We start from the raw sequence: 25,714 nt of genomic DNA, 5'->3' as shown, positions 1-25,714 counted from the left end.
AAAGTTCATGGTCATACCGCTGCCACTACCACAGCGCCGAGTACCAGCACTGCGCCAACGGCGATCGAAGCGGTGTACCAGCGCAGCTGGCCGGTCTCGGTCTTGCTCATGGCGACGTTGCCGCCGCGAGCCAGGCGCGGGATGAGGCCGATGCTGCGGTCAACCGGATCCTTGCGCAGGACGTGGCTGATCAGCAGGTAAGGTTTGACGAACAGCTTGTCGTAGATCCAGTCGAAGCCCCAGGCAGCGAACCACCAGGCCGACAACACGCGACCGATGCCGCTGTTGGCGACCGCGCTGACGAAGCTGCGCTTGCCGAGGAACAGCAGGGCCGACAGCAGGATGCCGGCGATGGCGATGGCACCCGAGGTGATCTCCAGCGCGTGCTTGGCTTCGCCACCGGCGTGGCCGGCGCTTTCCGGCAGTACGCCTGCCAGTGGCGGGGTGATCCAGGCACCGACGAAGGTCGACAGCACGATCAGCACGCCCAGCGGCAGCCAGTGGCTGATGCCGTGGCCAGCGTGGGCTTCGGTCTTCGCTTCGCCGTGGAAGGCGATGAAGATCAGGCGGAAGGTGTAGAGCGAGGTCATGAACGCGCCCACGAGGCCGGCGTACAGCAGGCCGGTGTTACCGCTGGCGAAGGCTTCCCAGAGGATCTCGTCCTTCGAGTAGAAGCCCACGGTCACGATCGGCAGGGCGGCCAGGGCAGCACCACCGACCACGAAGCTGGCGTAGGCCAGCGGCAGTTTCTTCCAGAGGCCGCCCATCTTGAAGATGTTCTGTTCGTGGTGGCAGGCAACGATTACCGCACCGGAGGCAAGGAACAGCAGGGCCTTGAAGAAGGCGTGGGTCATCAGGTGGAAGATCGCCGCGTCCCAAGCACCCACGCCCAGGGCCAGGAACATGTAGCCGATCTGGCTCATGGTCGAGTAGGCGAGGATACGCTTGATGTCGGTCTGCACCAGCGCGGCGAAGCCGGCCAGTACCAAGGTCACGCCACCGACCACGCCCACCAGGTGCAGGATGTCCGGCGCCAGCAGGAACAGGCCGTTGGTACGGGCGATCAGGTACACGCCCGCGGTCACCATGGTTGCCGCGTGGATCAGTGCCGAAACCGGGGTCGGGCCCGCCATCGCGTCGGCCAGCCAGGTCTGCAGTGGCAGCTGGGCCGATTTACCGACCGCACCACCCAGCAGCATCAGGGTCGCCAGCACCATCCAGGTGTCGCCAGCCTGGAACTTCTGCGGTGCCAGCACCAGCAGTTCCTGCACGTTCAGGGTGCCCAGCTGGGCGAACAGGATGAACAGGCCGATGGCCATGAACACGTCGCCGATGCGGGTGACGATGAATGCCTTGAGTGCTGCGTTACCGTTGTTGCGGTTGCTGTAGTAGAAACCGATCAACAGGTACGAGCACAGGCCCACGCCTTCCCAGCCGAAGTAGATGAACAGCAGGTTATCGCCAAGGATCAGGAACAGCATGCTGGCGATGAACAGGTTGGTGTACGAGAAGAAGCGCGAGTAACCGGCTTCGCCACGCATGTACCAGGACGCGAACAGGTGGATCAGGAAGCCGACACCGGTGACCACGCCGAGCATGGTGACGGACAGGCCGTCGACATACAGGGTGAAGTTGGGCGCAAAGCCATCCACCGACATCCACTGCCACAGCAGCTGGCTGTACGCGCCGCCCTCAGGCGGGGCGACGTTGAATTGCCAGATGACGTAGGCGGCCACGGCGGCCGAGAGGCCGACCGAACCGACGCCGATCAGCGCGGACAGGTTCTCCGAGAACCGACCGCGCGAGAACGACAGCAGCAGGAAGCCGATGAGGGGGAAGACGAAAGTCAGGAAGATAAGGTTCATCCGCGCATCTCACTGGCAGCATCGATGTCGAGAGTGTGGAAGCGGCGATACAGCTGCAGCAGGATCGCCAGGCCAATGCTGGCCTCGGCGGCTGCCAGGCTGATCACCAGAATGAACATCACCTGGCCGTCGGGCTGGACCCAACGGGCACCGGCGACGATGAACGCCAGGGCAGAGGCGTTCATCATGACTTCCAGGCTCATGAGCACGAAGAGGATGTTGCGGCGGACCATCAGGCCAACCAGACCTAAACAGAACAGGATGCCAGCGACTGCCAGACCATGCTCGAGAGGGATAGCACCCATGATTTACTCCTTCGCCTCGTTGCGGCCCAGGTGGAAGGCGGTGACCGCTGCAGCGAGCAGCAGCATCGACGCCAGTTCGACCACCAGCAGGTATGGGCCGAACAGGCTGATACCCACGGCTTTCGGGCTGACGGTGGTACCGCTGATGGCCGCGCCGCTCGGCGAGACGAACAGCACGTACAGCAGCTCCAGCAGCAGCAGGGCGCCAAGAATCACGGGCCCCGCCCAGATACCTGGCTTGAGCCAGCCGCGTTCCTGGGCGACCGAGGCCGGCCCGAGGTTGAGCATCATCACCACGAAGACGAACAGCACCATGATGGCACCAGCGTAGGCGATCACTTCCAGGGCGCCGGCGAACGGCGCACCCAGGGCGAAGAAGATCATCGCGACGGAGATCAGCGAAATGATCAGGTAGAGCAGGGCGTGCACGGGGTTGGTGCCGGTCACCACCCGAAGGGTGGAGACCACGGCGATCCCGGATGCGAAGTAGAAAGCGAATTCCATCTTTCTGTCCTTATGGGAGCAAGCTCTTCACGTTGATCGGCTCGGCTTCGTTCTGTGCAGAGCCTTTCGGCTTGCCAGCGATCGCCATACCCGCAACACGGTAGAAGTTGTAGTCAGGGTTCTTGCCGGGGCCGGAGATCAGCAGATCTTCTTTCTCGTACACCAGGTCCTGACGCTTGAACTCGGCCATTTCAAAATCCGGAGTCAGCTGGATCGCGGTGGTCGGGCACGCTTCTTCGCACAGGCCACAGAAGATGCAGCGCGAGAAGTTGATGCGGAAGAACTCGGGGTACCAACGGCCGTCCTCGGTCTCGGCTTTCTGCAGCGAGATGCAGCCAACCGGGCAGGCCACCGCGCAGAGGTTGCATGCCACGCAGCGCTCTTCGCCATCGGGGTCGCGGGTGAGGACGATGCGGCCGCGGTAACGCGGCGGCAGGTACACGGGTTCTTCGGGGTATTGCAGGGTGTCGCGCTTGCGGAACCCGTGGGAGAACACCATCGCCAGGCTGCGCAGCTGGGTGCCGGTGCCCTTAACGATGTCGCCGATATACTTGAACATGGGTCAAATCCTCACTGGGCCGCGACGGCTGGCGTGTTGTAGAGCACGATCGCAGCGGTCACCAGCAAATTGATCAGGGTCAGCGGCAGGCAGAACTTCCAGCTGAAGTCCATCACCTGGTCATAGCGTGGGCGCGGGATCGAGGCGCGCAGCAGGATGAACAGCATGATGAAGAACGCGGTCTTCAGGGCGAACCACAGGAACGACAGTTGCGGCAGGATGCCGAACGGGCCGTGCCAGCCGCCGAAGAACAGGGTCACCAGCAGCGCCGAGATGAGGATGATGCCGATGTACTCACCGACAAAGAACATGCCCCATTTCATACCGGCATACTCGATGTGGTAGCCGTCGGCCAGTTCCTGTTCCGCTTCCGGCTGGTCGAACGGGTGACGGTGAGTCACGGCGACGCCAGCGATGAAGAAGGTGCAGAAGCCGAAGAACTGCGGAATGATGAACCACAGGTTCTGTGCCTGGTATTCAACGATGTCGCGCATGTTGAACGAACCCACCTGAACCACCACGCCCATCAGCGCCAGGCCCAGGAACACTTCGTACGACACGGTCTGCGCCGAGGCACGCAAGCTGCCCAGCAGGGCGTACTTGTTGTTCGACGACCAGCCGGCGAACAGCACCGCGTAGACCGACAGGCCGGCCATGGCGAAGAAGAACAGCAGGCCGATGTTCAGGTCGGCGACGCCCCACAGCGGGGTGATCGGGATCACGCAGAAGGCGATCAGCAGGGCACTCATGGCCACGACCGGCGCCAGGGTGAAGATCATGCGATCGACGAAGGGCGGGTTCCAGTCTTCCTTGAAGAACATCTTCAGCATGTCGGCAGCGATCTGGAACATGCCGAACGGGCCGACGCGGTTCGGACCGTAACGGTCCTGCCACCAGCCCAGCAGGCGCCGCTCGACGAAGCTGAGCAGCGCGCCGCAGACCACCACCGCGAGCAGGACCACGATGGCCCGGACCACGGTGAGGATCACATCGATCACTTCGGGGGTGAACCAGCTCATTGTGCTGCCTCCTGCAGACCTTCGACGGATGCACCGAAGATGGCGGGCGGGATGCCAGCCAGGCCTTTGGGCAACGCAACCAGGCCAGCGCCCAGTTCTTCATTGATGCGCAGCGGCAGGCGCAGGGCCACGCCGGCCACGTTCAGGCTCAGCAGGGCGCCATCGTTGACACCCAGGCGGTCGGCTTCGGACTTGGCCAGGGCCACGTAGGCGGCCGGGATGCGCTCTTGCACCGGGGCGGCGCGCGAGGAGCTTTCTTCGCTGCCGAACAGGTGGAAGAACGGCACGGCAGTCCAGGTGCCACGGGCCGGGTTGAAGGCACCCGGAATGGCGTTGAACCAGTTCAGGCGATCGCCTTGCGATTCGATCAGGCGTACACCCGGGTCACCGGCACGCAGGTGGCCACCGACCTCGTCCTGAAACTTGTTCCAGGCTTGCGGCGAGTTCCAGCCCGGCGACCAGGCGAACGGCACCTGTTGGCGCGGTTCGGCCGAGCCCGAGTAGCCTTCCATGGAGAAGGCGAACGCGGTGTCCTTGTCTTGCGGGGTCCGCGGCTCGTGCACGCTGATGTTGGCGCGCATGGCGGTACGGCCGGAGTAGCGCAGCGGCTCACGGGCCAGCTTCATGCCCTTGATGCGGAACGCGGCGCTTGGCGCGGCGTTGACGATGCCGGCCAGTTGCGGGGCGGCTTCGGCGCAGGCGCTGGTGACGTGGTCCAGCTGGGTCCAGTCGACCGGTTTGTTCAGCAGGGTGGCACGCAGGGCGTGCATCCAGCGCCAGCCTTCGTGAACCAGGATGCTGCTGTCCAGGTATTGCGGGTCGAACACCTGGAAGAAGCGCTGGGCACGGCCTTCCTGGCTGACCAGAGTACCGTCGCCTTCAGCGAACGAGGCGGCCGGCAGCACCAGGTGTGCGCGGTCGACAGTCGGGGTTTTCGAGTGGTCGGCGACGATCACCACCTTGGCCGCGGCCAGGGCTGCGTCGACCTTGGCGGCCGGAACGCGGGCGTACAGGTCGTTTTCCAGCACGACGATGGCGTCGGCCTTGCCGCTGATGACCGCGTCAAGCGCGGCATCGACGGACTCGCCACCCATCATGGCCATGCCGAGGCTGTTGGCCTCAGGCACCACCAGGCTCAACGAACCGTTCTTCTCGCGCAGCTTCAGGGCCTTGGCGATGTTGGCGGCGGCTTCGATCAGCGCTGGGTCGGCCAGCGAGGTACCGGCGATGACCAGTGGGCGCTTGGCAGCGACCAGGGCGTCGGCGATGCGCTGGGCCAGGGCCTTGGCTTCGTCGTCCAGGCCGGCAACTGCCGGTGCGCTCGGGTCGATGGCGTGGGCCACGGCGAAACCGATGCGGGCCAGGTCGGCCGGGGCGGCGTGCACGCATTCTTCGGCAACGTCGTCCAGCTTGGTCTCAGCCAGCGAAGCGATGAACAGCGGGTACAGCGCGTGCTGGCCGATGTTTTTTACCGCCGCGTCGAGCCACGGTTGCACCTTCATGGCTTCGGCCATGGCCTCAGCCTTGCCTTTGGTGGACTGGCGCACGGCCAGGGCAACACGGGCAGCGGTCTGGGTCAGGTCTTCACCGAGCACGAACACGGCGTCGTGGTCTTCGATGTCGCGCAGGGTCGGCACAGGCAGCGGGCTGTTGTTCAGCACCTCAAGGGCCAGGCGTACGCGGGCCAGTTCGCCAGCTTCCATACCGGAGTAGAAGTAGTCGGCGCCGACCAGCTCACGCAGGCCGTAGTTGCTCTCGAGGCTGGCGCGTGGCGAGCCGATGCCGACGATGGTGCGGCCGCGCAGCAGGTCGGCGGCCTTGTCCAGGGCAGCGTCCAGGCCCAGCTTGGTGCCGTCGGCCAGGTGTGGCTGGCGCGGGCGGTCCTTGCGGTTGACGTAACCGTAGCCGAAGCGGCCGCGGTCGCACAGGAAGTACTGGTTCACAGAACCGTTGAAGCGGTTTTCGATGCGACGCAGTTCACCGTAGCGTTCGCCCGGGCTGATGTTGCAGCCGCTGGAGCAGCCGTGGCAGATGCTCGGGGCAAACTGCATGTCCCACTTGCGGTTGTAGCGTTCGGAGTGGGTCTTGTCGGTGAACACGCCGGTCGGGCAGACCTCGGTCAGGTTGCCGGAGAACTCGCTTTCCAGCACGCCGTCTTCGACGCGGCCGAAGTACACGTTGTCGTGGGCGCCGTACACGCCCAGGTCGGTACCACCGGCATAATCCTTGTAGTAGCGCACGCAGCGGTAGCAGGCGATGCAGCGGTTCATCTCATGGGCGATGAACGGGCCGAGGTCCTGGTTCTGGTGGGTACGCTTGGTGAAACGGTAGCGGCGCTCGTTGTGGCCGGTCATTACCGTCATGTCCTGCAGGTGGCAGTGACCGCCTTCCTCGCACACTGGGCAGTCGTGCGGGTGGTTGGTCATCAGCCATTCGACGACGCTGGCGCGGAACGCCTTGGACTCGTCATCGTCGATGGAGATCCAGGTGCCGTCGGAGGCAGGGGTCATGCAGGACATGACGATACGACCACGGGTGTCGTTCTCGTCGGTGTACTGCTTGACCGCACATTGCCGGCAGGCGCCGACGCTACCGAGCGCCGGGTGCCAGCAGAAATAAGGGATGTCGAGGCCGAGCGACAGACACGCCTGTAACAGGTTGTCTGCACCGTTGACTTCGAGCGCTTTGCCGTCTACGTGGATAGTGGCCATTGTTCAAAGTTCTTCGTTGGCCCGCGTGAGCGGGCGTGGCTAATGGAAATCGGTGAGCTTGTGACACGCCACGATCGACTCGGGCCTGCCGGCAAGCTGGCGAGTGGCACGGACCACCCGCCTCAATCATCTTGTTATGCGCCGACCACGATCGGCTTGGCCAGGTTGGGGCGCAGGGCATCGCCAGCCGCAGCTGGAGCGACACCGGCCTCGAACTCGGACCGGAAGTATTTGATGGCACTGCCCAGCGGCTCGACGGCACCCGGTGCGTGAGCACAGAAGGTACGGCCTGGGCCGAGGAAGTTGACCAGCCCCAGCAGCGTTTCGATGTCTTCGGCGCGGCCCTGGCCGTTCTCCAGTGCGCGCAGCATCTTCACGCTCCACGGCAGGCCGTCACGGCATGGCGTGCACCAGCCGCACGACTCGCGGGCGAAAAACTCTTCCATGTTGCGCAGCAGCGAGACCATGTTGACGCTGTCGTCGACCGCCATGGCCAGACCGGTACCCATACGGGTGCCGACCTTGGCGATGCCACCGGCGTACATCTGTGCGTCGAGGTGCTCGGGCAATAGGAAGCCGGTACCGGCGCCGCCTGGCTGCCAGCACTTGAGCTTGAAGCCGTCGCGCATGCCACCGGCGTAGTCTTCGAACAGCTCACGGGCGGTAACGCCGAACGGCAGTTCCCACAGGCCCGGGTTCTTCACTTTGCCAGAGAAGCCCATCAGCTTGGTGCCGTGGTCTTCGCTGCCCTCGCGGGCCAGCGACTTGTACCAATCGTTGCCGTTGGCGACGATGGCGGGCACGTTGCACAAGGTTTCGACGTTGTTCACGCACGTCGGCTTGCCCCACACGCCAACGGCGGCTGGGAAGGGTGGCTTGGAGCGCGGGTTGGCGCGGCGGCCTTCCAGCGAGTTGATCAGTGCGGTTTCTTCACCGCAGATGTAGCGGCCGGCACCGGTGTGCACGAACAGCTCGAAATCGAAACCGCTGCCGAGGATGTTTTTGCCCAGCAGGCCGGCGGCCTTGGCTTCATCGATGGCGCGGTTGAGGTTTTTCGCCGCGGTGGTGTATTCGCCACGCAGGAAGATGTAGCCACGGTAGGCCTTCAGGGCGCGGGCGCTGATCAGCATGCCCTCGACCAGCAGATGGGGCTGTTGCTCCATCAGCATGCGGTCCTTCCAGGTGTTCGGCTCCATTTCGTCCGCGTTGCACAGCAGGTAGCGGATGTTCATGGATTCGTCTTTGGGCATCAGGCCCCACTTCACACCAGTGGGGAAGCCTGCACCACCACGGCCCTTGAGGCCGGAGTCCTTGACGCTTTGCACGATGTCGTCGGCGGACATGTCGGCCAGTGCCTTGCGGGCAGCGGCGTAGCCGTTCTTCGACTGGTACTCGGCCAGCCAGACCGGCTCACCATCGTCACGCAGGCGCCAGGTCAGCGGGTGGGTTTCGGCCGAGCGCGCGATGCGGTTGGCCGGGCCGAAGGAAGTAATGGTCATACGTAACCCTCCAGCAGTTTGGAAACGCCAGCCGGCTGCACGTCACCGAAGGTGTCGTCGTCGATCATCAGCGCCGGGGCCTTGTCGCAGTTGCCCAGGCAGCACACCGGCAGCAGGGTGAAACGCCCGTCTGCGGTGGTCTGGCCGAGGCCGATGCCCAGCTCGCTCTGGATCTGGCTGACCACCGATTCGTGGCCGCCGATGTAGCAGACCATGCTGTCGCACACACGGATGATGTGGCGGCCAACCGGCTGGCGGAAGATCTGGCTGTAGAAGGTGGCCACACCCTCGACATCGCTGGCTGGGATGCCCAGCACTTCGCCGATGGCGTGAATGGCGCCGTCCGGCACCCAGCCACGTTCTTTCTGGACAATCTTCAGGGCTTCGATGGACGCCGCGCGCGGGTCCTCGTAGTGATGCATTTCGTGCTCGATGGCCGAGCGCTCGGTTTCGCTCAGGGCGAAACGGTCTGTCTGGATAAGCGTGCTGTTCATGCTTAGCGGTCCACGTCAGCCATAACGAAGTCGATACTGCCCAGGTACGCAATGAGGTCGGCGACCATGCTGCCTTTGATCACCGAAGGGATCTGCTGCAGGTGCGGGTAGCTCGGGGTACGGATCCGGGTGCGGTAGCTCATGGTGCCGCCATCGCTCGTCAGGTAGTAACTGTTGATGCCCTTGGTCGCCTCGATCATCTGGAACGACTCGTTGGCCGGCATGACCGGGCCCCACGAGACTTGCAGGAAGTGCGTGATCAGGGTCTCGATGTGCTGCAGGGTGCGCTCTTTCGGCGGCGGCGTGGTCAGCGGGTGGTCCGCCTTGTACGGGCCTTCCGGCATGTTGCGCAGGCACTGGTCGATGATGCGGATACTCTGGCGCATCTCTTCGACACGGACCATGCAGCGATCGTAGGCATCGCCGTTGTGGGCCAGCGGTACTTCGAACTCGAAGTTCTCGTAGCCGGAGTAAGGGCGGGCTTTGCGCAGGTCGAAGTCGCAACCGGTGGCACGCAGGCCGGCACCGGTGGTGCCCCATTCCAGGGCTTCCTTGGTGTTGTACGCGGCAACGCCAATGGTACGGCCCTTGAGGATGCTGTTCTGCAGGGCAGCCTTGGTGTATTCGTCGAGGCGCTTGGGCAGCCATTCGACGAAGTCCTTGACCAGCTTGTCCCAGCCGCGTGGCAGGTCGTGGGCAACGCCACCGATGCGGTACCAGGCCGGGTGCAGACGGAAACCGGTGATCGCTTCGATCACGGTGTAGGCGCGCTGGCGGTCGGTGAAGGTGAAGAACACCGGGGTCATGGCGCCGACGTCCTGGATGTAGGTACCCAGGAACAGCAGGTGGCTGGTGATGCGGAAGAACTCGGCCAGCATGATGCGGATCACGTCGACCTTCTGCGGCACCTGGATACCGGCCAGCTTCTCGACTGCAAGCACGTACGGCAGGTTGTTCATCACCCCGCCGAGGTAGTCGATGCGGTCGGTGTAGGGGATGAAGCTGTGCCAGGACTGGCGCTCGGCCATTTTTTCGGCACCACGGTGGTGGTAGCCGATGTCCGGTACGCAGTCGACGATCTCTTCACCGTCCAGCTGCAGGACGATACGGAAGGCACCGTGGGCCGAAGGGTGGTTCGGGCCGAGGTTGAGGAACATGTAGTCCTCGTTGGCGCCCTGACGCTTCATGCCCCAGGCTTCCGGGTTGAAGCGCGCCGATTCCTCTTCAAGCTGCTGCTTGGCCAGGGTTAGGCTGTACGGGTCGAACTCGGTGGCACGGGCCGGGTAGTCCTTGCGCAGCGGGTGACCTTCCCAGGTCGGCGGCATCATGATACGGCTCAGGTGCGGGTGGCCGGCAAAGTCGATGCCGAACATGTCCCAGACTTCGCGCTCGTACCAGTTGGCGTTCGGCCAGATACCGGTGACGGTTGGCAGGTTCAGGTCGCCTTCGCTGAGCGACACCTTGATCATCACGTCGCTGTTACGCTCGACCGACAGCAGGTGGTAGAACACGCTGAAGTCGGCGGCTGGCAGGCCGCGGCGCTGGGTGCGCAGGCGCTCGTCGACGCCGTGCAGGTCGTACAGCATGCTGTACGGTTTGGCCACGCCGCGCAGGAAGCTGAGCACTTCCTTGAGCTGGGCGCGCTTGACCCACAGCACGGGCATGCCGGTGCGGGTTTCCTGGGCGACGAATGCGTCGGCGCCAAAACGGTTGTGCAGTTCGACGACCACATCCTGGTCGTCAGCCTTGTAGGGCGGAATGAAAATAGCGTTGTCCGCTGTCATGGTCTCGGTCGCTTTGGGTCAGCGTTAAGAATGAAGCCAGGCCGCCGGCTCCTCTGGGAGCGGGCGGCAGGTCGCTGGATCAGACTTCGTCGGGGCTGCGCAGGTTGGTTACCGCAATGCGCTGTTCACGACGCAGTTCTTTCTGGGCTGGCATCTCGGCACGGTAGATGCCTTGATCACCAACCACCCAGGAAAGCGGGCGTCGTTCTTGGCCGATCGACTCCTGCAGCAGCATCAAGCCTTGCAGGAAAGCCTCGGGGCGCGGCGGGCAGCCAGGCACGTAGACGTCCACGGGGAGGAACTTGTCGACCCCCTGAACGACCGAGTAGATGTCGTACATGCCACCGGAGTTGGCGCACGAACCCATGGAGATGACCCACTTCGGCTCGAGCATCTGCTCGTACAGGCGCTGGATGATCGGCGCCATTTTGACGAAGCAGGTGCCGGCGATGACCATGAAGTCGGCCTGACGCGGCGATGCCCGGATGACTTCGGCGCCGAAGCGGGCGATGTCGTGGGGCGCCGTGAAGGCCGTGGTCATTTCCACGTAGCAGCAGGACAGGCCGAAGTTGTACGGCCAGAGGGAGTTCTTGCGACCCCAGTTGACCGCGCCACGCAGCACATCTTCGAGTTTCCCCATGTAGATGTTCTTGTGGACCTGGTCTTCGAGTAGCTGGTCGGTGACGGTTTCCCGATCACCTACCGGGTACTGCTCGTTGGGCGCATCCGGATCGATTCTGGTGAGATTGTATTGCATTGCCAAAGCCTCATTGTTTCAGCTTCGCTTGCCGCTTGCGGCGACCTTCGGGTGCCCAGTCAAGAGCTCCGACGCGCCATAGGTAGACAAGACCAGCCAACAGAATTGCTATGAAAACGAGTGCTTCGACGAATCCGGTCCAGCCGCTTTCGCGGACGGACACAGACCATGCATACAGGAAGAGGGCTTCGATATCGAAGATCACGAACAGCATCGCGACCAGATAGAATTTGGCGGACAGGCGCAGGCGGGCGCTGCCGACGGGCAGCATGCCGGATTCGAAGGGTTCGTTCTTGGCGCGGCCCCAAGCCTTGCTACCGAGCAGGCTGGAGAGGCCGAGCATGAAGGCACACAGGCCGACGACACCCAGAAGGAAAATGGCAAAGCCCCAGTTGTGGGCGATGAGTCCTGCCGAATCGGACATGCTAGAGATCCTTATACAGAGACCCAGCTCTGCAGTCTGAAATAAGTAGAGCGGCGACGTGGTGTCGCAGGTGCAGTGACCAAATGTCGCAGCTGAATCAATCGGGCTGATTTTATGGGTAAACCCGGTGCAAGTAAAATTTCCGTTGCAAATTTATTCGTAGGATTTAGAACAAAACCCGCTCCTAACTGGCTGAAACCCTTGAGATTCGGGCATTGCGTACGGTTTTGTTAATTATGTTTCTTGCGACTGGTAACGAATTACCAACTTCGTAATGATAATTAATATCATCTAAGCTGATGCCTTCTAATTTGGCTCTTCTGCGCCTTGTAAAGTTCATCTGCAGATTCCCCCTACTTGTAAATGCGAAAGACTCGTGTTCTAGCAGCTTCCGACGCTGCGCGCACCGCTCTGGGTCAATACTTTATCGGTTGAGTCATGATGGGCTGACGAAGCGATTGCCCACTGGCCGAGCCAGTAGGCGAGGATGATCAGGTAGGGCGCTGCAGCGAACGGGCTGACGAAGCGGTCGATGCCGATCAGGCTATCGGAAAATACGAACAGGCAGGCGCCGAGCGCAGCGACTCCACCGCAGGCCACGGCGCGCCAGAGCATGGCGCTGATGGCCAGGGCGTAGGCCGACACCGGAAGCAATAGCGGGCCAAGACCGTGGCTGGCAAGGACGCCGAACAGGCTGATACCGATGATGGCGCTCGCCACCAGTGCCGGCAGGGCGGGGCGCAACGTCCTGCCGCAATAGGCGCGCAGGTAGGCGAGGTGGGCGCAGAGGAAGGCGGCCAGGCCGAACACGAACAGGTCGGCTGGGATCGCCAGGAGGATGTCGCCGAGTGCCGAGAAGGCCAGGCCGATGGTGATCCAGCGACGGTAGGGTGTGGCGGGGGCGGTGTATAGCCAGGCAATCATTACCAAGACTGGAATGGGCTTGGCCAGCAGACCGAGCACGGCGTTGTCGCTGGCCAGTGCATATATATAGAGGGCAGCGGCGGCTAAGGCGAGAGTCATCAGGTGGCTTGGACGGGGCATGGGCAGTCCTTGCTGCTGGGCTGCCACAAGCATAGCCCTGATCCTGGGAATTGCAGGTCTATCACCGCGCCTGTGGGAGCGGGCGTGCCCGCGAAGAGGCCGGAACAGGAAAAAGAAAGGCCCGGGGCTTTCGCAAGCCCCGGGCCTCTGTCAGCAACCCACTATCAATGGAACTGCTCTTCCTCGGTCGAACCGGTCAGTGCAGTCACCGACGAAGCGCCACCCTGGATCACGGTGGTCATGTCGTCGAAGTAGCCGGTGCCGACTTCCTGCTGGTGCGCCACGAAGGTGTAGCCCTTGCTGGCATCGGCGAATTCCTGCTCCTGCAGCTTCACGTAGGCGGTCATGTCGTTGCGGGCGTAGTCGTGCGCCAGGTTGAACATGCCGTGCCACATGTTGTGGATGCCGGCCAGGGTGATGAACTGGTGCTTGTAGCCCATGGCCGACAGCTCGCGCTGGAACTTGGCGATGGTCGCGTCGTCCAGGTTTTTCTTCCAGTTGAAGGAAGGCGAGCAGTTGTACGACAGGATCTGGTCCGGGTACTCCTTCTTGATCGCTTCGGCGAAGCGGCGGGCCTCGTCCAGGTCCGGCTTGGCGGTTTCGCACCAGATCAGGTCGGCGTATGGGGCGTAGGCCAGGCCGCGGGCGATGGCCTGGTCGAGGCCGGCACGCACCTTGTAGAAGCCTTCACGGGTACGCTCGCCGATCACGAACGGCTGATCGTACGGGTCGCAGTCGCTGGTCAGCAGGTCGGCGGCGTTGGCGTCGGTACGTGCCAGGATGATGGTCGGCACGCCCGATACGTCGGCAGCGAGGCGCGCGGCCACCAGCTTCTGTACGGCTTCCTGGGTCGGTACCAGTACTTTGCCACCCATGTGGCCACATTTTTTCACCGAGGCCAGCTGGTCTTCGAAGTGCACGCCGGCGGCGCCTGCTTCGATCATGTTCTTCATCAGCTCGTAGGCGTTCAGCACGCCACCGAAACCGGCTTCGGCATCAGCCACGATCGGCGCGAAGTAATCGATGTAGCCTTCGTCGCCTGGGTTCTTGCCGGCTTTCCACTGGATCTGGTCGGCGCGGCGGAACGAATTGTTGATGCGCTTGACCACGGTCGGTACCGAGTCGACCGGGTACAGCGACTGGTCAGGGTACATGGACTCGGCCGAGTTGTTGTCAGCGGCCACTTGCCAGCCGGACAGGTAGATGGCCTGGATGCCGGCCTTGACCTGTTGTACTGCCTGGCCGCCGGTCAGGGCGCCCATGCAGTTGACGAAATCTTTTTCTGGGCGGAAGGATGGGTGGGCACCCTGGGTGACCAGCTTCCACAGCTTTTCTGCACCCAGGCGGGCCAGGGTGTGCTCCGGCTGAATGGAGCCACGCAGGCGAACGACATCGGCGGCGGTGTAGGTACGGGTCACGCCTTTCCAGCGCGGGTTCTCGGCCCAGTCTTTCTCGAGGGCTGCAATTTGCTGTTCGCGTGTCAGTGCCATGGAAATAAACCTCGTCGCATCGATCTTGGGTTAATTGTGCTGATGCTCGGGGCCGATCAGGGACCTGGCGGCTGTCCTGTCCGGGGGAGTGCGGCGGCGAACGCGAAGGCTCGAAGGGGAAGGAGATGCAGGCCAGGCGCAAGTGTGCTCCGGCAGGTTGGCTCGTGGTTGCCTTGCTGCGGTGCTACGCGATTGCCAGAACTGCGGTGATGCGCTTCCGTCCCTCGGGACAACTTCTTCGTTGCAGTCGCAATCCCGTCGAACCGCCTTTTGGGCCGTATAGACACGAGGCGCCTCCAGGGGTGGGAGGAGAACGCCTCGAAGGCCCTTGCCAGGGCCCCTGATTAGCGGGAGCGAGGCCATCATGCCCTTGGCCAAAAGACCCTGTCAACGATTTTGTAGTGCTTTTTTTGGCTTACTACATCTTTGGTCTCATGCGACTCGGCGGTCAGTTTCAAGGCCGTTGGTCGAGGCCTTGAATTACCTGGGATCAGTCCAGAAGGTCGACTTTGACACGCAATGTCATGTTTTCGCCCCGTTGCGTGCTGTAAGTGCGACTTGACGGGTTGCGGTCGGCTTGGCTCTGCTGGTTGTAGCCGGCCAGAGTGATCCACTCGCCAAGCCGCCCGCTGATTGTCGTGTCGGTACTTTGCACTTTCACTACATCGGCACGTTCCTGGCTCATTCGGTCGTTATTGGTGCTTATTTGCAGATGAACGGTATCGCCGCTCAGGCTCGGTGTGACGTAGAAACCCTGAGTAACATTGCGGTATTCGGTGTTGCTCTGGATGCGGCCGTAGCCGTCGGTGCTGGTGCTGGTGATCGGGATGCTCTGGCCGATCTGGATCAGCGCGGGCTGGCCTTCGCTGGCCTGGATCTGCTGCAAGCCGCCGTCGCGGTTGCTGGTGCCGTAGCGGATGACCTGGCCGTTGCCGCGGGTGTCCTGGTAGTTGCTGTCATTGTTATCGACGCTGATCAGCAGGCGCTTGGGCGTGGTGTCCAGCTGTTGCAGCAGGGCACGCAGGTCGTCGATACGCTCGGGGCTGGCGTTGACGATCAATTTGTTCTCAAAGGCGCTGACCGTGCCATCGCGGCCGATGAAGGCCTGGGCGGCAGGCAGCAGTTCGGCGCTGCTGCGATGCTGCAGGGGCACCACCTCGGTGGCGGCCTGGGCGGTGAGGCTCGCGGCCAGCAGCAGGGCAGTGAAGAGGGGGCGTAGCGGCATGTCCGTGATCTCCGCGGGTGGAATCAACATGATGGCAAATTTGTCAGCAGTTTGCCGTGCCTGGATCACAGCTACCCGTCTGCATGGCTGCCATGGAAGGGGGCAAGGGTGTTTTATCTGCTTTTATCTTGTAGGCTATAAATTATAGTTAGAGCGATAATTGAGGATAATGGCATGTCTCCCTCCCGTCCGCTGCTGCGTCGCGATCAGTTGGCCATGGCCCTGGCCCAAGACCTGGCCGGCGAATCGCTGGTCGATTACAGCTCGGGTATGTTCCTGGCTGCGCCTCGGCGTACCGGCAAAAGTACCTTCCTCAACAACGACTTCATCCCCGAATGCGTGCAGCGTGGCTGGCTACCGGTGTATGTCGACCTGTGGTCGGACCGCGACGCCGCCCCGGCCGACCTGATCAGCGGCGCGATCGGCACCGCGCTGGGCGGTTTCGAGAGTGCGCTGGCCAAGGCCGCGAAAAAAGCGGGCATCGACAAGATCAACCTGCTGCGTACCCTCAGCTGGGACTTCACTCGCCCACAACTGCCCGCCGGTACCACTCTGGCTCAGGCGCTGGCGGTGCTGCACCAGGTGTCTGGGCAGATGGTGGTCCTGATCATCGATGAAGCGCAGCACGCGCTCAACAGTGAAGACGGCCTCAATGCCATGTTTGCCCTCAAGGCCGCGCGCGACCACCTCAACCGGGGTGACCGGCCGGACGGTCTGCGCCTGGTGTTCACCGGTTCCAGCCGGGACAAGCTCGCCAACCTGGTGCTCAAGAGCAAGCAGCCGTTCTTCGGTGCCAGCATTACCCCGTTCCCTTTGCTTGGGCGCGAGTACGTCGGCTTCATCACCGAACTGTGGAACCGCCGCTTGGCCGACAGTAACCAGTTCAAGGCCGAGGACCTGGAGTACGCCTTCGAGTTGGTGGGGCGGCGGCCAGAAATGCTCAACAAGTTGCTGGCCGAGGTCAGCGTAGGTCTGGGCGAGGCGGCCAACCTGGGCGAGTTGTTGCGCACCGGCGCGCTCAATCACCAGGCTGGGGTGTGGAGTGATTACGAGAGTGCCTGGAATGAGCTGTCACCTCTGCAACAGGCAGTGCTTGAGATCATGGCCGAGCGTGCGCAGGGGCGGCAGCCGTTCTCGCCGTTCACCGAACAGACCTTGATTGATGTCGCACGCAAGCTGGAGCAGGTCGGGGCCGACGTCAACGCCAGCACGCCCAACGTGCAGAAGGCCCTAGATGCTCTGCGCGACAAGGAACTGGTGTGGAAGGCCAACCGTGGCGAGTACGCCCTGGAGGACGCATCAATGGCGCAATGGCTGACCCGCACAGGCCGATGACACGGCTTACGGTGGCCGCTCTCAGACAAATTCCGTAACATCGCGCCCCTTGTTTTTCGTACCGTCCGCCTGGACAGCACCACAGGATGCCCATGAAACCCGCCCGACTTCGCGCCGACCTGCTCGCCGGCCTGACCACCTCGTTCGCCCTGGTGCCCGAGTGCATCGCCTTTGCCCTGGTGGCCCACCTCAACCCCTTGATGGGCCTGTATGGCGCCTTCATCATCTGCACCCTGACGGCGTTGTTCGGTGGTCGCCCGGGCATGATTTCCGGAGCCGCAGGCTCCATGGCGGTGGTCATCGTCGCCTTGGTGGTGCAACACGGTGTGCAATACCTGCTGGCCACGGTGCTGCTGGGTGGGGTGGTGATGATCCTGTTCGGTCTGCTGCGCCTGGGCAAGCTGGTGCGGTTGGTGCCGTACCCGGTGATGCTTGGCTTCGTCAACGGCCTGGCCATCGTCATCGCCATGGCCCAGCTCGAGCATTTCAAGGAGGGTGAGCACTGGCTCAGCGGTGCACCGCTGTACCTGATGATCGGCCTGGTGGCGCTGACCGTGCTGGTTGTCTACGTGCTGCCCAAACTGACCCGTGCAGTGCCGCCGGCGTTGGTGGCGATCCTCGGGGTTGGCCTGCTGGTGTACCTGCTCGACCTGCCGACCCGTACTCTTGGCGACATGGCGCACATTGCCGGTGGGCTGCCGCAGTTGGCCTTGCCATCGGTGCCGTGGAACCTGGAAACCCTGAAGATCATCGCCCCGTACGCGGTGCTGATGGCCATGGTCGGCCTGCTGGAAACCCTGCTGACCCTCAACCTCACCGATGAAATCACCGAGAGCCGCGGCTACCCGGACCGCGAATGCTTGGCCCTGGGGGCGGCCAACATGATCTCCGGCCTGTGCGGTGGCATGGGCGGCTGCGCGATGATCGGCCAGACCGTGATCAACCTCAGTTCCAACGGCCGTGGCCGGTTGTCGGGCGTGGTGGCCGGGGTGATGATCCTGCTGTTCGTATTGTTCCTGTCGCCACTGATCGAGCGCATTCCGCTAGCGGCGCTGGTCGGGGTGATGTTCGTGGTGGCTCAGCAGACCTTCGCCTGGGCTTCGCTGCGGGTGCTGCACAAGGTGCCGGTGAGCGATGTGCTGGCGATCATCGCGGTGACTGTGGTGACAGTGTTCACCGATCTGGCTATGGCGGTGCTGTTCGGTATCGTCATCGCGGCGGTGAACTTTGCTTGGCAGCATGCCCGCGAGCTGTACGCCGACAGCCACGAGGACGCGGAAGGGGGCAAGCATTACCAGGTGCATGGCACGCTGTTCTTTGCCTCGACCGCGCCGTTTCTCAACCAGTTCGACCCGGCCAATGACCCGGCCAAGGTCACGCTGGATTGCCGGCATTTGAGCTTTGTCGATTATTCGGCGATCGCTGCGTTGCAGACCCTGCGTGAGCGTTATGCCAAGGCAGGCAAGCATCTGCGCGTGGTGCACTTGTCGGAGCGCTGCAAGAAGCTGCTGAAGCGGGCTGGCGAGCAGCACTGACTATTTGGGCTCTCATTGCCGGCCTCTTCGCGGGGCAAGCCCGCTCCTACAAAGATCGCATATCCCTTGTAGGAGCGGGCTTGCCCCGCGAAGAGGCCGGTACAGGAAAACCGCTTATTCCCCGCGGTTCTTCTTGACGATGGCATCGGCAATGCTAGCCGGTGCCTCGGCATACCGGGTGAACTCCATTGAGAAGCTGGCCCGCCCCTGAGTCATCGAACGCATCGACGTGGCATAGCCAAACATCTCACCCAACGGCACCTCGGCGCGGATCACCTTGCCGGCCGGCGTCTCGTCACCGTCCTGGATCATGCCCCGACGCCGGCTCAAGTCGCCGAGGATATCGCCCTGATACTCCTCCGGCGTCACCACCTCGACTTTCATCACCGGCTCCAGCAACACCGCGCCGCCTTTCTGCGACAGCTGCTTGGTGGCCATGGACGCGGCGATCTTGTAGGCCATTTCGTTGGAGTCGACGTCATGGTAGGACCCGTCGAACACCGCTGCCTTGAGATTGATCAGCGGATAGCCGGCCAGCACGCCGTTCTTCATCTGCTCCTCGATGCCTTTCTGGATCGCCGGGATGTACTCGCGTGGTATCACGCCACCGACGATATCGTTGATGAACTCCAGGCCTTCCTTGCCTTCATCGCCGGGGGCGAAGCGGATCCAGCAGTGGCCGTACTGGCCGCGCCCGCCGGACTGGCGAACGAAGCGGCCTTCGATCTCGCAGGTGTTGCGGATCTTCTCGCGGTAGGCCACCTGCGGCTTGCCGATGTTGGCCTCGACATTGAACTCGCGGCGCATGCGGTCGACGATAATGTCCAGGTGCAGTTCGCCCATGCCCGAGATGATGGTCTGGCCGGTTTCTTCATCGGTGCGCACGCGAAATGACGGGTCTTCCTGCGCCAGCTTGCCCAGGGCGATACCCATCTTCTCCTGGTCGGCCTTGGTCTTCGGCTCCACCGCGACCGAGATCACCGGGTCGGGGAAGTCCATCCGTTCGAGGATGATCGGCTTGTCCATGTCGCACAGGGTGTCGCCGGTGGTGACGTCCTTCATGCCGATCAGGGCGGCGATGTCGCCGGCGCACACGTCCTTGATCTCGGCACGCTGGTTGGCATGCATCTGCACCATGCGGCCGATGCGTTCCTTCTTGCCTTTCACCGAATTGAGCACGGCGTTGCCTGAACTGAGCACGCCGGAATACACCCGGGCAAAGGTCAGGGTGCCGACGAAGGGGTCGGTGGCGATCTTGAAGGCCAGGGCAGAGAAGGGCTCCTTGTCGTCGGCGTGACGTTCCAGGTGCTTGTCTTCGTCGTCCGGGTCGGTGCCCTTGATTGCCGGGATTTCCGAAGGGGCGGGCAGGTAGTCGATCACCGCGTCGAGCATCAGCGGTACGCCCTTGTTCTTGAACGACGAGCCGAGAATGGTCGGGACGATTTCATTGGCGATGGTGCGCTGGCGCAACGCTGCCTTGATTTCATCGACACTCAGCTCCTCGCCTTCGAGGAACTTGCTTAGCAGCTCGTCATTGGCTTCGGCAGCGGCCTCGACCATATGCGCGCGCCATTCGTCGGCCAGTGCCTGCAACTCGGCAGGAATGGCCTCTTCGCGGTAGCTGGTGCCGTTGTCCGCGTCATTCCAGTAGATCGCCTTCATCTTCACCAGGTCGATCTGGCCGATGAAGTTCTCCTCGCTGCCGATGGCCAGCTGGATCGGTACCGGGTGGTGGCCCAGGCGCTGGTCGATCTGCTTGACCACGCGCAGGAAGTCCGCGCCCTGGCGGTCCATCTTGTTGATGTAGGCCAGGCGTGGCACGTGGTATTTGTTGGCCTGGCGCCAGACCGTCTCGGATTGCGGCTCGACGCCGTCGGCGCCGCTGAACACCACCACCGCGCCATCGAGCACGCGCAGTGAGCGCTCCACCTCGATGGTGAAGTCGACGTGGCCGGGGGTATCAATGATGTTGAACCGGTATTTGTGATCGAACTGTTTGGTCGAGCCTTGCCAGAAGGCCGTGGTCGCCGCGGAGGTGATGGTGATGCCGCGTTCCTGTTCCTGGGCCATCCAGTCCATGGTCGCGGCGCCATCGTGCACCTCGCCCATCTTGTGGTTGACCCCGGTGTAGAACAGGATGCGTTCGGTGGTGGTGGTCTTGCCGGCGTCCACGTGGGCGACGATGCCGATATTGCGGTACAGCTCGATGGGCGTTGTACGGGCCATGGCGGACTACCTGCGGATGGGCGGATTCTCCCACGTTAGCAGACAGGCAGAATCCTGCCGTGCCGCCGGGCCGTCAGTCAGCCTGGGCTTGCAGCATCCACTGGCCGTCGACTTCGCGGGCCAGGCCGCTGGCCGGCAGCAGGGCCAGCAGACGCTCGTGCAGGGCGGCTTCGGTGAAGGTCTTGAGGGTGCCGAGGTCCAGCGCGCCGATCAGGCTGAGGTCGGCCTTGGTGTATGACAGCCAGGCCTTCTTCAGCACTTGGGCGACGTCGCTGCCGGCGGTGCTGGCAAAGCGTCGGTGCCAAGGGCGGCCTTCGAAGGTGAAGCTGTGGGCGTGGCTGTAGCTGCTTTCGTCACTGCCTTCGGCGCAGCGGTAGCAGCGGCACGGGCCTTCGCCAAAAGCGTTGCGCAGGTAGCTGTTGAAGTCCACGACGGGCTTGAGGGTCAGGCGTTTGTCGACCTCGAACAGGTCGGCGATCAGGGGTTCTTCGGCGCTCACTCAGGTGTCCTCGTGTGGTATGGCGTGCATCGGCGGGCACCCTAACAGATCGGGGCAGCTTTTGCAGGCCTGGCCTCTTCGCGGGGCAAGCCCGCTCCTACAAGGACCCGGTGATCCTGTAGGAGCGGGCTTGCCCCGCGAAGAGGCCGGTAGAGACAACAGAGGGCGCCTGCCGTACTCTACGCGCCCATAAATCCAGACACCCGTTCGAGGTAACCCCGTTTGAGCACCAAGTACCCTTATACCGCCACCGTGACCATCAGCGCCGAAGACCGCGGCGGTGACACCGAAGCCTCGGAAAACACGGGCATGCGCGTCGGTCTGGAAGCGGTGACCGAAACCCTGAAGAAGGTGCATTTCGTCGGTACGCTCGCGGCCCCCGAGAAAAACGCCACGCACATCTGCGTGACCCTGGAAAACGGCCTGACCTACTACGGCCCGATCGTCAACGGCCACGCCGAACTCGAAGGCGGCTGGATCGCCTTTGAGTCCGACATGCTCACCCCTGAAGAACTGGGCCTGTAAGCCCCGATTCAGTTCAGCTCGGCCAGGCACTGCTCGAGGATATCCAGCCCCTCCTCGAGCACCTCGGCCTCGATGGTCAGCGGTGCCAGCAAGCGAATGATGTGCCGCGCCTTGCCGCTGGGCATCAGCAGCAGCCCCTTGGCCCGCGCCGCTTCCATCACCTTGGCCAACTGGGCCGGCGCCGGGTTGCCGTCGACGTTGACCAACTCGATGCCGCGCATGGCGCCGGTACCGGTCAAGCGGCCGATGTACGGGCTGAGGTGTGAGGCCTTCCAGCGGGCGTGACGGCCAACGATCGCTTGCTCCTGGCGTTCACCCCAGGTGGCGACGTTCTCGTCGGTCATCTGTGTCAGGCTCGCCAGCGCCGCAGCACACGCGATCGGGTTGCCCGAATAGGTACCGCCCAAGCCGCCTTTGGGCAGTGCCGCCATCAAATCCTGACGCCCGACCACGGCGCCCAGCGGCATGCCGCCGGCGATGCTTTTTGCCAGCAGCAGCAGGTCCGGTTCGATCCCAAGGCGCGGGAAGGCGAAGCGTTGGCCGGTGCGGCCGAAGCCGGACTGGATCTCGTCGATGATGATCAGGATCCCGCGCTCGTCGCAGAAGCGCCGCAGCGCCTGGGCAAAAGCCGGGTCAAGGGCCAGGAAACCGCCTTCGCCTTGCACCGGCTCGAAGATGAACGCTGCCACGTCCTCTACCGCCAGCTCGACGCTGAACAGGCGGTCCATGGCCTTGAGTGCCTGCTCGCAGGTGACGCCGGTATCGGCGCTGGGGTAGGGCAGGTGGTAAACCGGCCCCGGCAGTTCGCCAACCTTTTGCTTGTACGGCGCGACCTTGCCATTGAGGTTCAGGGTGGCCAGGGTGCGGCCGTGGAAGCCGCCGTCGAAGGCGATGATGGCGCGTTTGCCGGTAGCGCCGCGGGCGACCTTCAGGGCGTTTTCCGCTGCTTCCGCGCCACTGTTGGTGAGCATGCCGGCCAGTGGGTAGCTGACCGGAACGAACTGGCGCAAGCGCTCCATCAGCTCCAGGTACGGGCCATGGGGGGCGGCGTTGAAGGCGTAGTGGGTCAGGCGGCTGGCCTGGGCCTGAATCGCTTCGACCACGGCCGGGTTGCAATGGCCCAGGTTGAGCACGCCGATACCGCCGACGAAGTCGATATAACGTTTGCCGTCGGTGTCCCAGACTTCGGCATTGCGGCCATGGGAAAGTGTGATCGGATGAACGATGGCAATGGATTGGCTGATACTTTCCAGATTCATGGGCACGCAGACCTTGTTCGAGTTTCTTAATATCCAAGCGCGCCACGCTATTATTCCGCAAACGAATTATTCGATTGCGATCATTCCCTAGATTCGCGAACTCCATTGATCGTCTTCGGCGACACGCTCGCGGATCCATTGCACGAAGGCCTTGACCTTGGGCACTTCAGCGGCGTGTTCGGCGTGGGCAATGAAGTGCCGGCCGTTGCTTGCCACCGGGTGGTCCCAGGCCACCACCAGCTTGCCTTCGCTCAGTTCCTCAGCCACCAGGTAGCGCGGAATCAGGGCGATGCCACACCCGGCAATGGCGGCCCGGATGCACAGGTAGAACGTGTCGAAGCGCGGCCCGTGGTAGCTGTTCTGGCTATGCAGGCCCAACCCCAGAAACCACTCGTGCCACGCCTCCGGCCGTGATGCGCACTGCAACAGCCGGTGTTCGGTGAGCGCCTCGGCGCTGTCGAAACGGTGCCGGGCCAGCAGCTCGGGCGCGCACACGGGCACCACTTCCTCGCTGAACAGCTCGATGCAAGTGGCCCCCGGCCAGGTGCCCTGGCCGAAGAAGAAGGCGATATCGGCCTTGGCCTGCACCAGGTCGAACGGCTCCAGCTCATTGCGGATATCCAGGTGGATGCGCGGGTGGCGGTCGCCGAAGCCCTTGAGCCTGGGCACCAGCCAGCGCGCGCCGAAGGTCGGCTGGGTAGCGATGCGCAGCACTTCGGTCTCGTCACCGTAGCTGAGGATGTAACGGCTGGAGATGTCGATCTGAGTGAGGATCTTGTTCACCTCGGTGAGGTACAGCGCGCCGGCCGGGGTCAGGTGCAGGCGCCGGCGAATCCGCTGGAACAGCGAGTGCGAGAGCATGTCCTCAAGCTGCGCGACCTGTTTGCTGACAGCGCTCTGGGTCAGGTGCAGCTCCTGCGCTGCGCGGGTGAAGCTCAGGTGCCGGGCGGCGGCTTCGAAGCACTGCAGGGCGGTGGTCGAGGGCATCAGGCGTTTGGACATGGCAGGCGCGTACCGAGCAAAAAAGGAAGAAGTTCATTCCGTAACGGAATCATGTGCTTCGAAAAGGTCGTTTGTTGACCTTGCCCTATAGATTAATACTGACCTCGATCAACGATTACAACCGGTACGTCGAAGAGGAGGAAAGTGCGCGACCGGCGACATAAAACAACAACAACGAGCACTACGACTTACAAGAATTCTGCTCCAACTTTCAGCCGTCGACGGCATCACGACCGCGCGCCGGCCGACCCATTCGAGGGTTCTCCATGGCTTCGCTACACAACAACAAACAGCGTTCCTTGCAGCACGGTCTGACCTCGCGTCAGGTGTCCATGATTTCCATTGCCGGGATTATCGGTGCCGGCCTGTTCATCGGTTCTTCCAACGCCATCGCCACTGCCGGCCCGGCCATCCTCATCTCCTACGCCATGACCGGCTTGCTGGTGCTGCTGGTGATGCGCATGCTGGGCGAAATGGCCATTGCCAACCCCAACAGCGGTTCGTTCTCCACGTACGCCTCCGAGGCCATCGGCCCCTGGGCCGGCTTCACCATCGGCTGGTTGTACTGGTGGTTTTGGGTATTGATCATTCCGGTCGAGGCCATCGCCGGTGCAGACATCCTGCATGCCTACTTCCCGGGCGTGCCGTCCTGGCTGTTCGCCTTCCTGATCATGGTCCTGCTGTCGGGCAGCAACCTGGTCAGCGTGAAAAACTTCGGTGCGTTCGAGTACTGGTTCGCGCTGGTCAAGGTGGTCGCGATCATCGCCTTCATCGGGGTCTGCAGCCTGGCCGTGTTCGGCTTCTGGCCGCTGGCCGAGGTGTCCGGCATCAGCCGCCTGTGGGATAACGGCGGGTTCATGCCCAACGGCTTTGGCACCGTACTCGGTGGCGTGCTGATCACCATCTTCTCGTTCTTCGGCGCGGAGATCGTCACCATTGCCGCCGACGAAACCGCCAACCCGAAAGACAAGATCCGCCGCGCCACCAACCTGGTGGTGTACCGCATCGCTATCTTCTACCTGGCGTCGATCTTCCTGGTGGTGTCCCTGGTGGCCTGGAACGACCCTAGCCTCAAAGCGGTAGGTTCGTTCCAGCGCGTGCTGGAGGTGCTGAACGTGCCGGGCGCCAAGTTGCTGGTCGACCTGGTGGTGCTGGTAGCGGTGACCAGCTGCATGAATTCCGGCCTGTACACGGCTTCGCGGATGCTCTATTCGCTGGGCGCCCGAGGCCAGGCGCTGAGCATGACCAAGCGCATTTCCGGTGCCGGCGTGCCGACCGTGGCGGTGATCCTCTCGACCCTGGCCGGCTTCGTCGGTTGCTTCGTCAACTATGTGCTGCCGGGCAAGGTCTTCGGTTTCCTGCTGTCCACCACTGGCGCCATTGCCTTGCTGGTGTACCTGGTGATCGCGGTGTCGCAGCTGCGCATGCGCGCCCGGGCCGAGCGTGAAGGGCGCCCGCTGGAGCTGAAGATGTGGCTGTTCCCATGGCTGACCTGGCTGGTGATCGGCACCATCGTCATGGTCCTGGGCTACATGCTGTTCAGCGATGCCTACCGCTATGAGACGCTGATGACCGCCGGGGTGACGCTGTTCATCCTGCTGGTGTCGCTGACTCAGAAGGGCGGCAAGGTGGTTGCCCAGCCGGCTTGAGGTT

22 protein-coding genes are annotated in these 25,714 nt (G+C 63.0%); 4 read left to right on the top strand and 18 right to left on the bottom strand.

Features of this window, described 5'->3' with window-relative positions; all coding sequences use genetic code 11:
* Positions 1-11 precede the first annotated feature (11 nt).
* The 14 genes from nuoL to APH28_RS27325 all read right to left on the bottom strand — a co-directional run bounded on the left by nuoL (position 12) and on the right by APH28_RS27325 (position 15,710).
* Entirely contained in the window at positions 12-1,865 is a 1,854-nt protein-coding gene (gene nuoL / locus APH28_RS27390; RefSeq protein ID WP_060513526.1) for an NADH-quinone oxidoreductase subunit L, read from the bottom strand.
* Positions 1,862-2,170 carry an NADH-quinone oxidoreductase subunit NuoK gene (nuoK, locus tag APH28_RS27385; RefSeq protein WP_008096201.1) on the bottom strand — a complete coding sequence of 103 codons (309 nt, stop codon included), beginning with the start codon at positions 2,168-2,170 and terminating at the stop codon, positions 1,862-1,864. The genes nuoL and nuoK overlap by 4 nt, the downstream gene beginning before the upstream one ends.
* Positions 2,171-2,173: 3 nt before the next feature.
* Complete coding sequence (nuoJ, locus tag APH28_RS27380; protein WP_060513525.1) at positions 2,174-2,674, bottom strand: NADH-quinone oxidoreductase subunit J; 501 nt, start codon at positions 2,672-2,674, stop codon at positions 2,174-2,176.
* Between the two features lie 10 nt (positions 2,675-2,684).
* Positions 2,685-3,233, bottom strand: coding sequence for an NADH-quinone oxidoreductase subunit NuoI (nuoI, locus tag APH28_RS27375; protein ID WP_003251442.1), 549 nt, complete (start codon positions 3,231-3,233; stop codon positions 2,685-2,687).
* Positions 3,234-3,244: 11 nt separating this feature from the next.
* Positions 3,245-4,252 (bottom strand): NADH-quinone oxidoreductase subunit NuoH, encoded by a 1,008-nt coding sequence (gene nuoH, locus APH28_RS27370; protein WP_054884882.1) that lies wholly within the window; start codon positions 4,250-4,252, stop codon positions 3,245-3,247.
* Positions 4,249-6,963, bottom strand: coding sequence for an NADH-quinone oxidoreductase subunit NuoG (nuoG, locus tag APH28_RS27365; RefSeq protein ID WP_060513524.1), 2,715 nt, complete (start codon positions 6,961-6,963; stop codon positions 4,249-4,251). Before nuoG ends, nuoH begins: the two co-directional genes overlap by 4 nt.
* Positions 6,964-7,097: 134 nt before the next feature.
* On the bottom strand, positions 7,098-8,462 hold the full coding sequence (nuoF, locus tag APH28_RS27360) for an NADH-quinone oxidoreductase subunit NuoF (protein ID WP_060513523.1): 1,365 nt from the start codon (positions 8,460-8,462) through the stop codon (positions 7,098-7,100).
* The gene (nuoE, locus tag APH28_RS27355) at positions 8,459-8,956 is read right to left on the bottom strand and encodes an NADH-quinone oxidoreductase subunit NuoE (RefSeq protein ID WP_003251433.1); all 498 of its coding nucleotides are present in this window, start codon (positions 8,954-8,956) and stop codon (positions 8,459-8,461) included. The genes nuoF and nuoE overlap by 4 nt, the downstream gene beginning before the upstream one ends.
* 2 nt (positions 8,957-8,958) lie before the next feature.
* Positions 8,959-10,740, bottom strand: coding sequence for an NADH-quinone oxidoreductase subunit C/D (nuoC, locus tag APH28_RS27350; RefSeq protein ID WP_027920599.1), 1,782 nt, complete (start codon positions 10,738-10,740; stop codon positions 8,959-8,961).
* Positions 10,741-10,819: 79 nt separating this feature from the next.
* On the bottom strand, positions 10,820-11,497 hold the full coding sequence (locus APH28_RS27345) for an NADH-quinone oxidoreductase subunit B family protein (protein ID WP_060513522.1): 678 nt from the start codon (positions 11,495-11,497) through the stop codon (positions 10,820-10,822).
* A 10-nt stretch (positions 11,498-11,507) separates the two neighbouring features.
* A complete protein-coding gene (locus APH28_RS27340) occupies positions 11,508-11,921 on the bottom strand; it encodes an NADH-quinone oxidoreductase subunit A (RefSeq protein WP_011534614.1) in 414 nt (137 codons plus the stop codon).
* A gap of 381 nt (positions 11,922-12,302) precedes the next feature.
* Entirely contained in the window at positions 12,303-12,965 is a 663-nt protein-coding gene (locus APH28_RS27335) for a lysoplasmalogenase (RefSeq protein ID WP_060513552.1), read from the bottom strand.
* A 164-nt stretch (positions 12,966-13,129) separates the two neighbouring features.
* Positions 13,130-14,455: an isocitrate lyase gene (gene aceA / locus APH28_RS27330; protein ID WP_060513521.1), complete on the bottom strand. Its 1,326-nt coding sequence runs from the start codon at positions 14,453-14,455 to the stop codon at positions 13,130-13,132.
* A 490-nt stretch (positions 14,456-14,945) separates the two neighbouring features.
* On the bottom strand, positions 14,946-15,710 hold the full coding sequence (locus APH28_RS27325; protein ID WP_177334307.1) for a secretin N-terminal domain-containing protein: 765 nt from the start codon (positions 15,708-15,710) through the stop codon (positions 14,946-14,948).
* Between the two features lie 144 nt (positions 15,711-15,854).
* On the opposite strand from APH28_RS27325, the gene APH28_RS27320 reads away from it, so the two are divergent.
* Together APH28_RS27320 and APH28_RS27315 are read left to right on the top strand one after the other, a co-directional pair.
* Positions 15,855-17,015, top strand: coding sequence for a hypothetical protein (locus tag APH28_RS27320; RefSeq protein ID WP_060513520.1), 1,161 nt, complete (start codon positions 15,855-15,857; stop codon positions 17,013-17,015).
* A gap of 92 nt (positions 17,016-17,107) precedes the next feature.
* Positions 17,108-18,550, top strand: a complete 1,443-nt coding sequence (locus APH28_RS27315) for a SulP family inorganic anion transporter (RefSeq protein WP_060513519.1) — start codon at positions 17,108-17,110, stop codon at positions 18,548-18,550.
* Positions 18,551-18,664: 114 nt separating this feature from the next.
* Here the strand turns inward: APH28_RS27315 and fusA are convergent, their stop codons facing one another.
* Positions 18,665-20,776, bottom strand: a complete 2,112-nt coding sequence (gene fusA, locus APH28_RS27310; RefSeq protein WP_060513518.1) for an elongation factor G — start codon at positions 20,774-20,776, stop codon at positions 18,665-18,667.
* A gap of 73 nt (positions 20,777-20,849) precedes the next feature.
* Entirely contained in the window at positions 20,850-21,275 is a 426-nt protein-coding gene (locus APH28_RS27305) for a hypothetical protein (RefSeq protein WP_060513517.1), read from the bottom strand.
* A 222-nt stretch (positions 21,276-21,497) separates the two neighbouring features.
* Here APH28_RS27305 and APH28_RS27300 point away from each other — a divergent pair, with 222 nt between their 5' ends.
* Positions 21,498-21,800 (top strand): hypothetical protein, encoded by a 303-nt coding sequence (locus APH28_RS27300; RefSeq protein WP_060513516.1) that lies wholly within the window; start codon positions 21,498-21,500, stop codon positions 21,798-21,800.
* Between the two features lie 8 nt (positions 21,801-21,808).
* On the opposite strand, the gene APH28_RS27295 is transcribed toward APH28_RS27300, so the two are convergent.
* Together APH28_RS27295 and gcvA are read right to left on the bottom strand one after the other, a co-directional pair.
* Complete coding sequence (locus APH28_RS27295) at positions 21,809-23,059, bottom strand: aspartate aminotransferase family protein (protein WP_060513515.1); 1,251 nt, start codon at positions 23,057-23,059, stop codon at positions 21,809-21,811.
* A gap of 87 nt (positions 23,060-23,146) precedes the next feature.
* The gene (gcvA, locus tag APH28_RS27290) at positions 23,147-24,061 is read right to left on the bottom strand and encodes a transcriptional regulator GcvA (protein ID WP_060513514.1); all 915 of its coding nucleotides are present in this window, start codon (positions 24,059-24,061) and stop codon (positions 23,147-23,149) included.
* Between the two features lie 266 nt (positions 24,062-24,327).
* Here gcvA and APH28_RS27285 point away from each other — a divergent pair, with 266 nt between their 5' ends.
* Positions 24,328-25,710 carry an amino acid permease gene (locus APH28_RS27285; protein ID WP_060513513.1) on the top strand — a complete coding sequence of 461 codons (1,383 nt, stop codon included), beginning with the start codon at positions 24,328-24,330 and terminating at the stop codon, positions 25,708-25,710.
* Positions 25,711-25,714: the final 4 nt, after the last annotated feature.

The sequence above is a fragment of the Pseudomonas sp. NBRC 111124 genome, from assembly GCF_001320245.1.
In the GTDB taxonomy this organism is placed as follows: domain Bacteria; phylum Pseudomonadota; class Gammaproteobacteria; order Pseudomonadales; family Pseudomonadaceae; genus Aquipseudomonas.
This window is presented reverse-complemented; position numbering and strand designations above follow the sequence as displayed.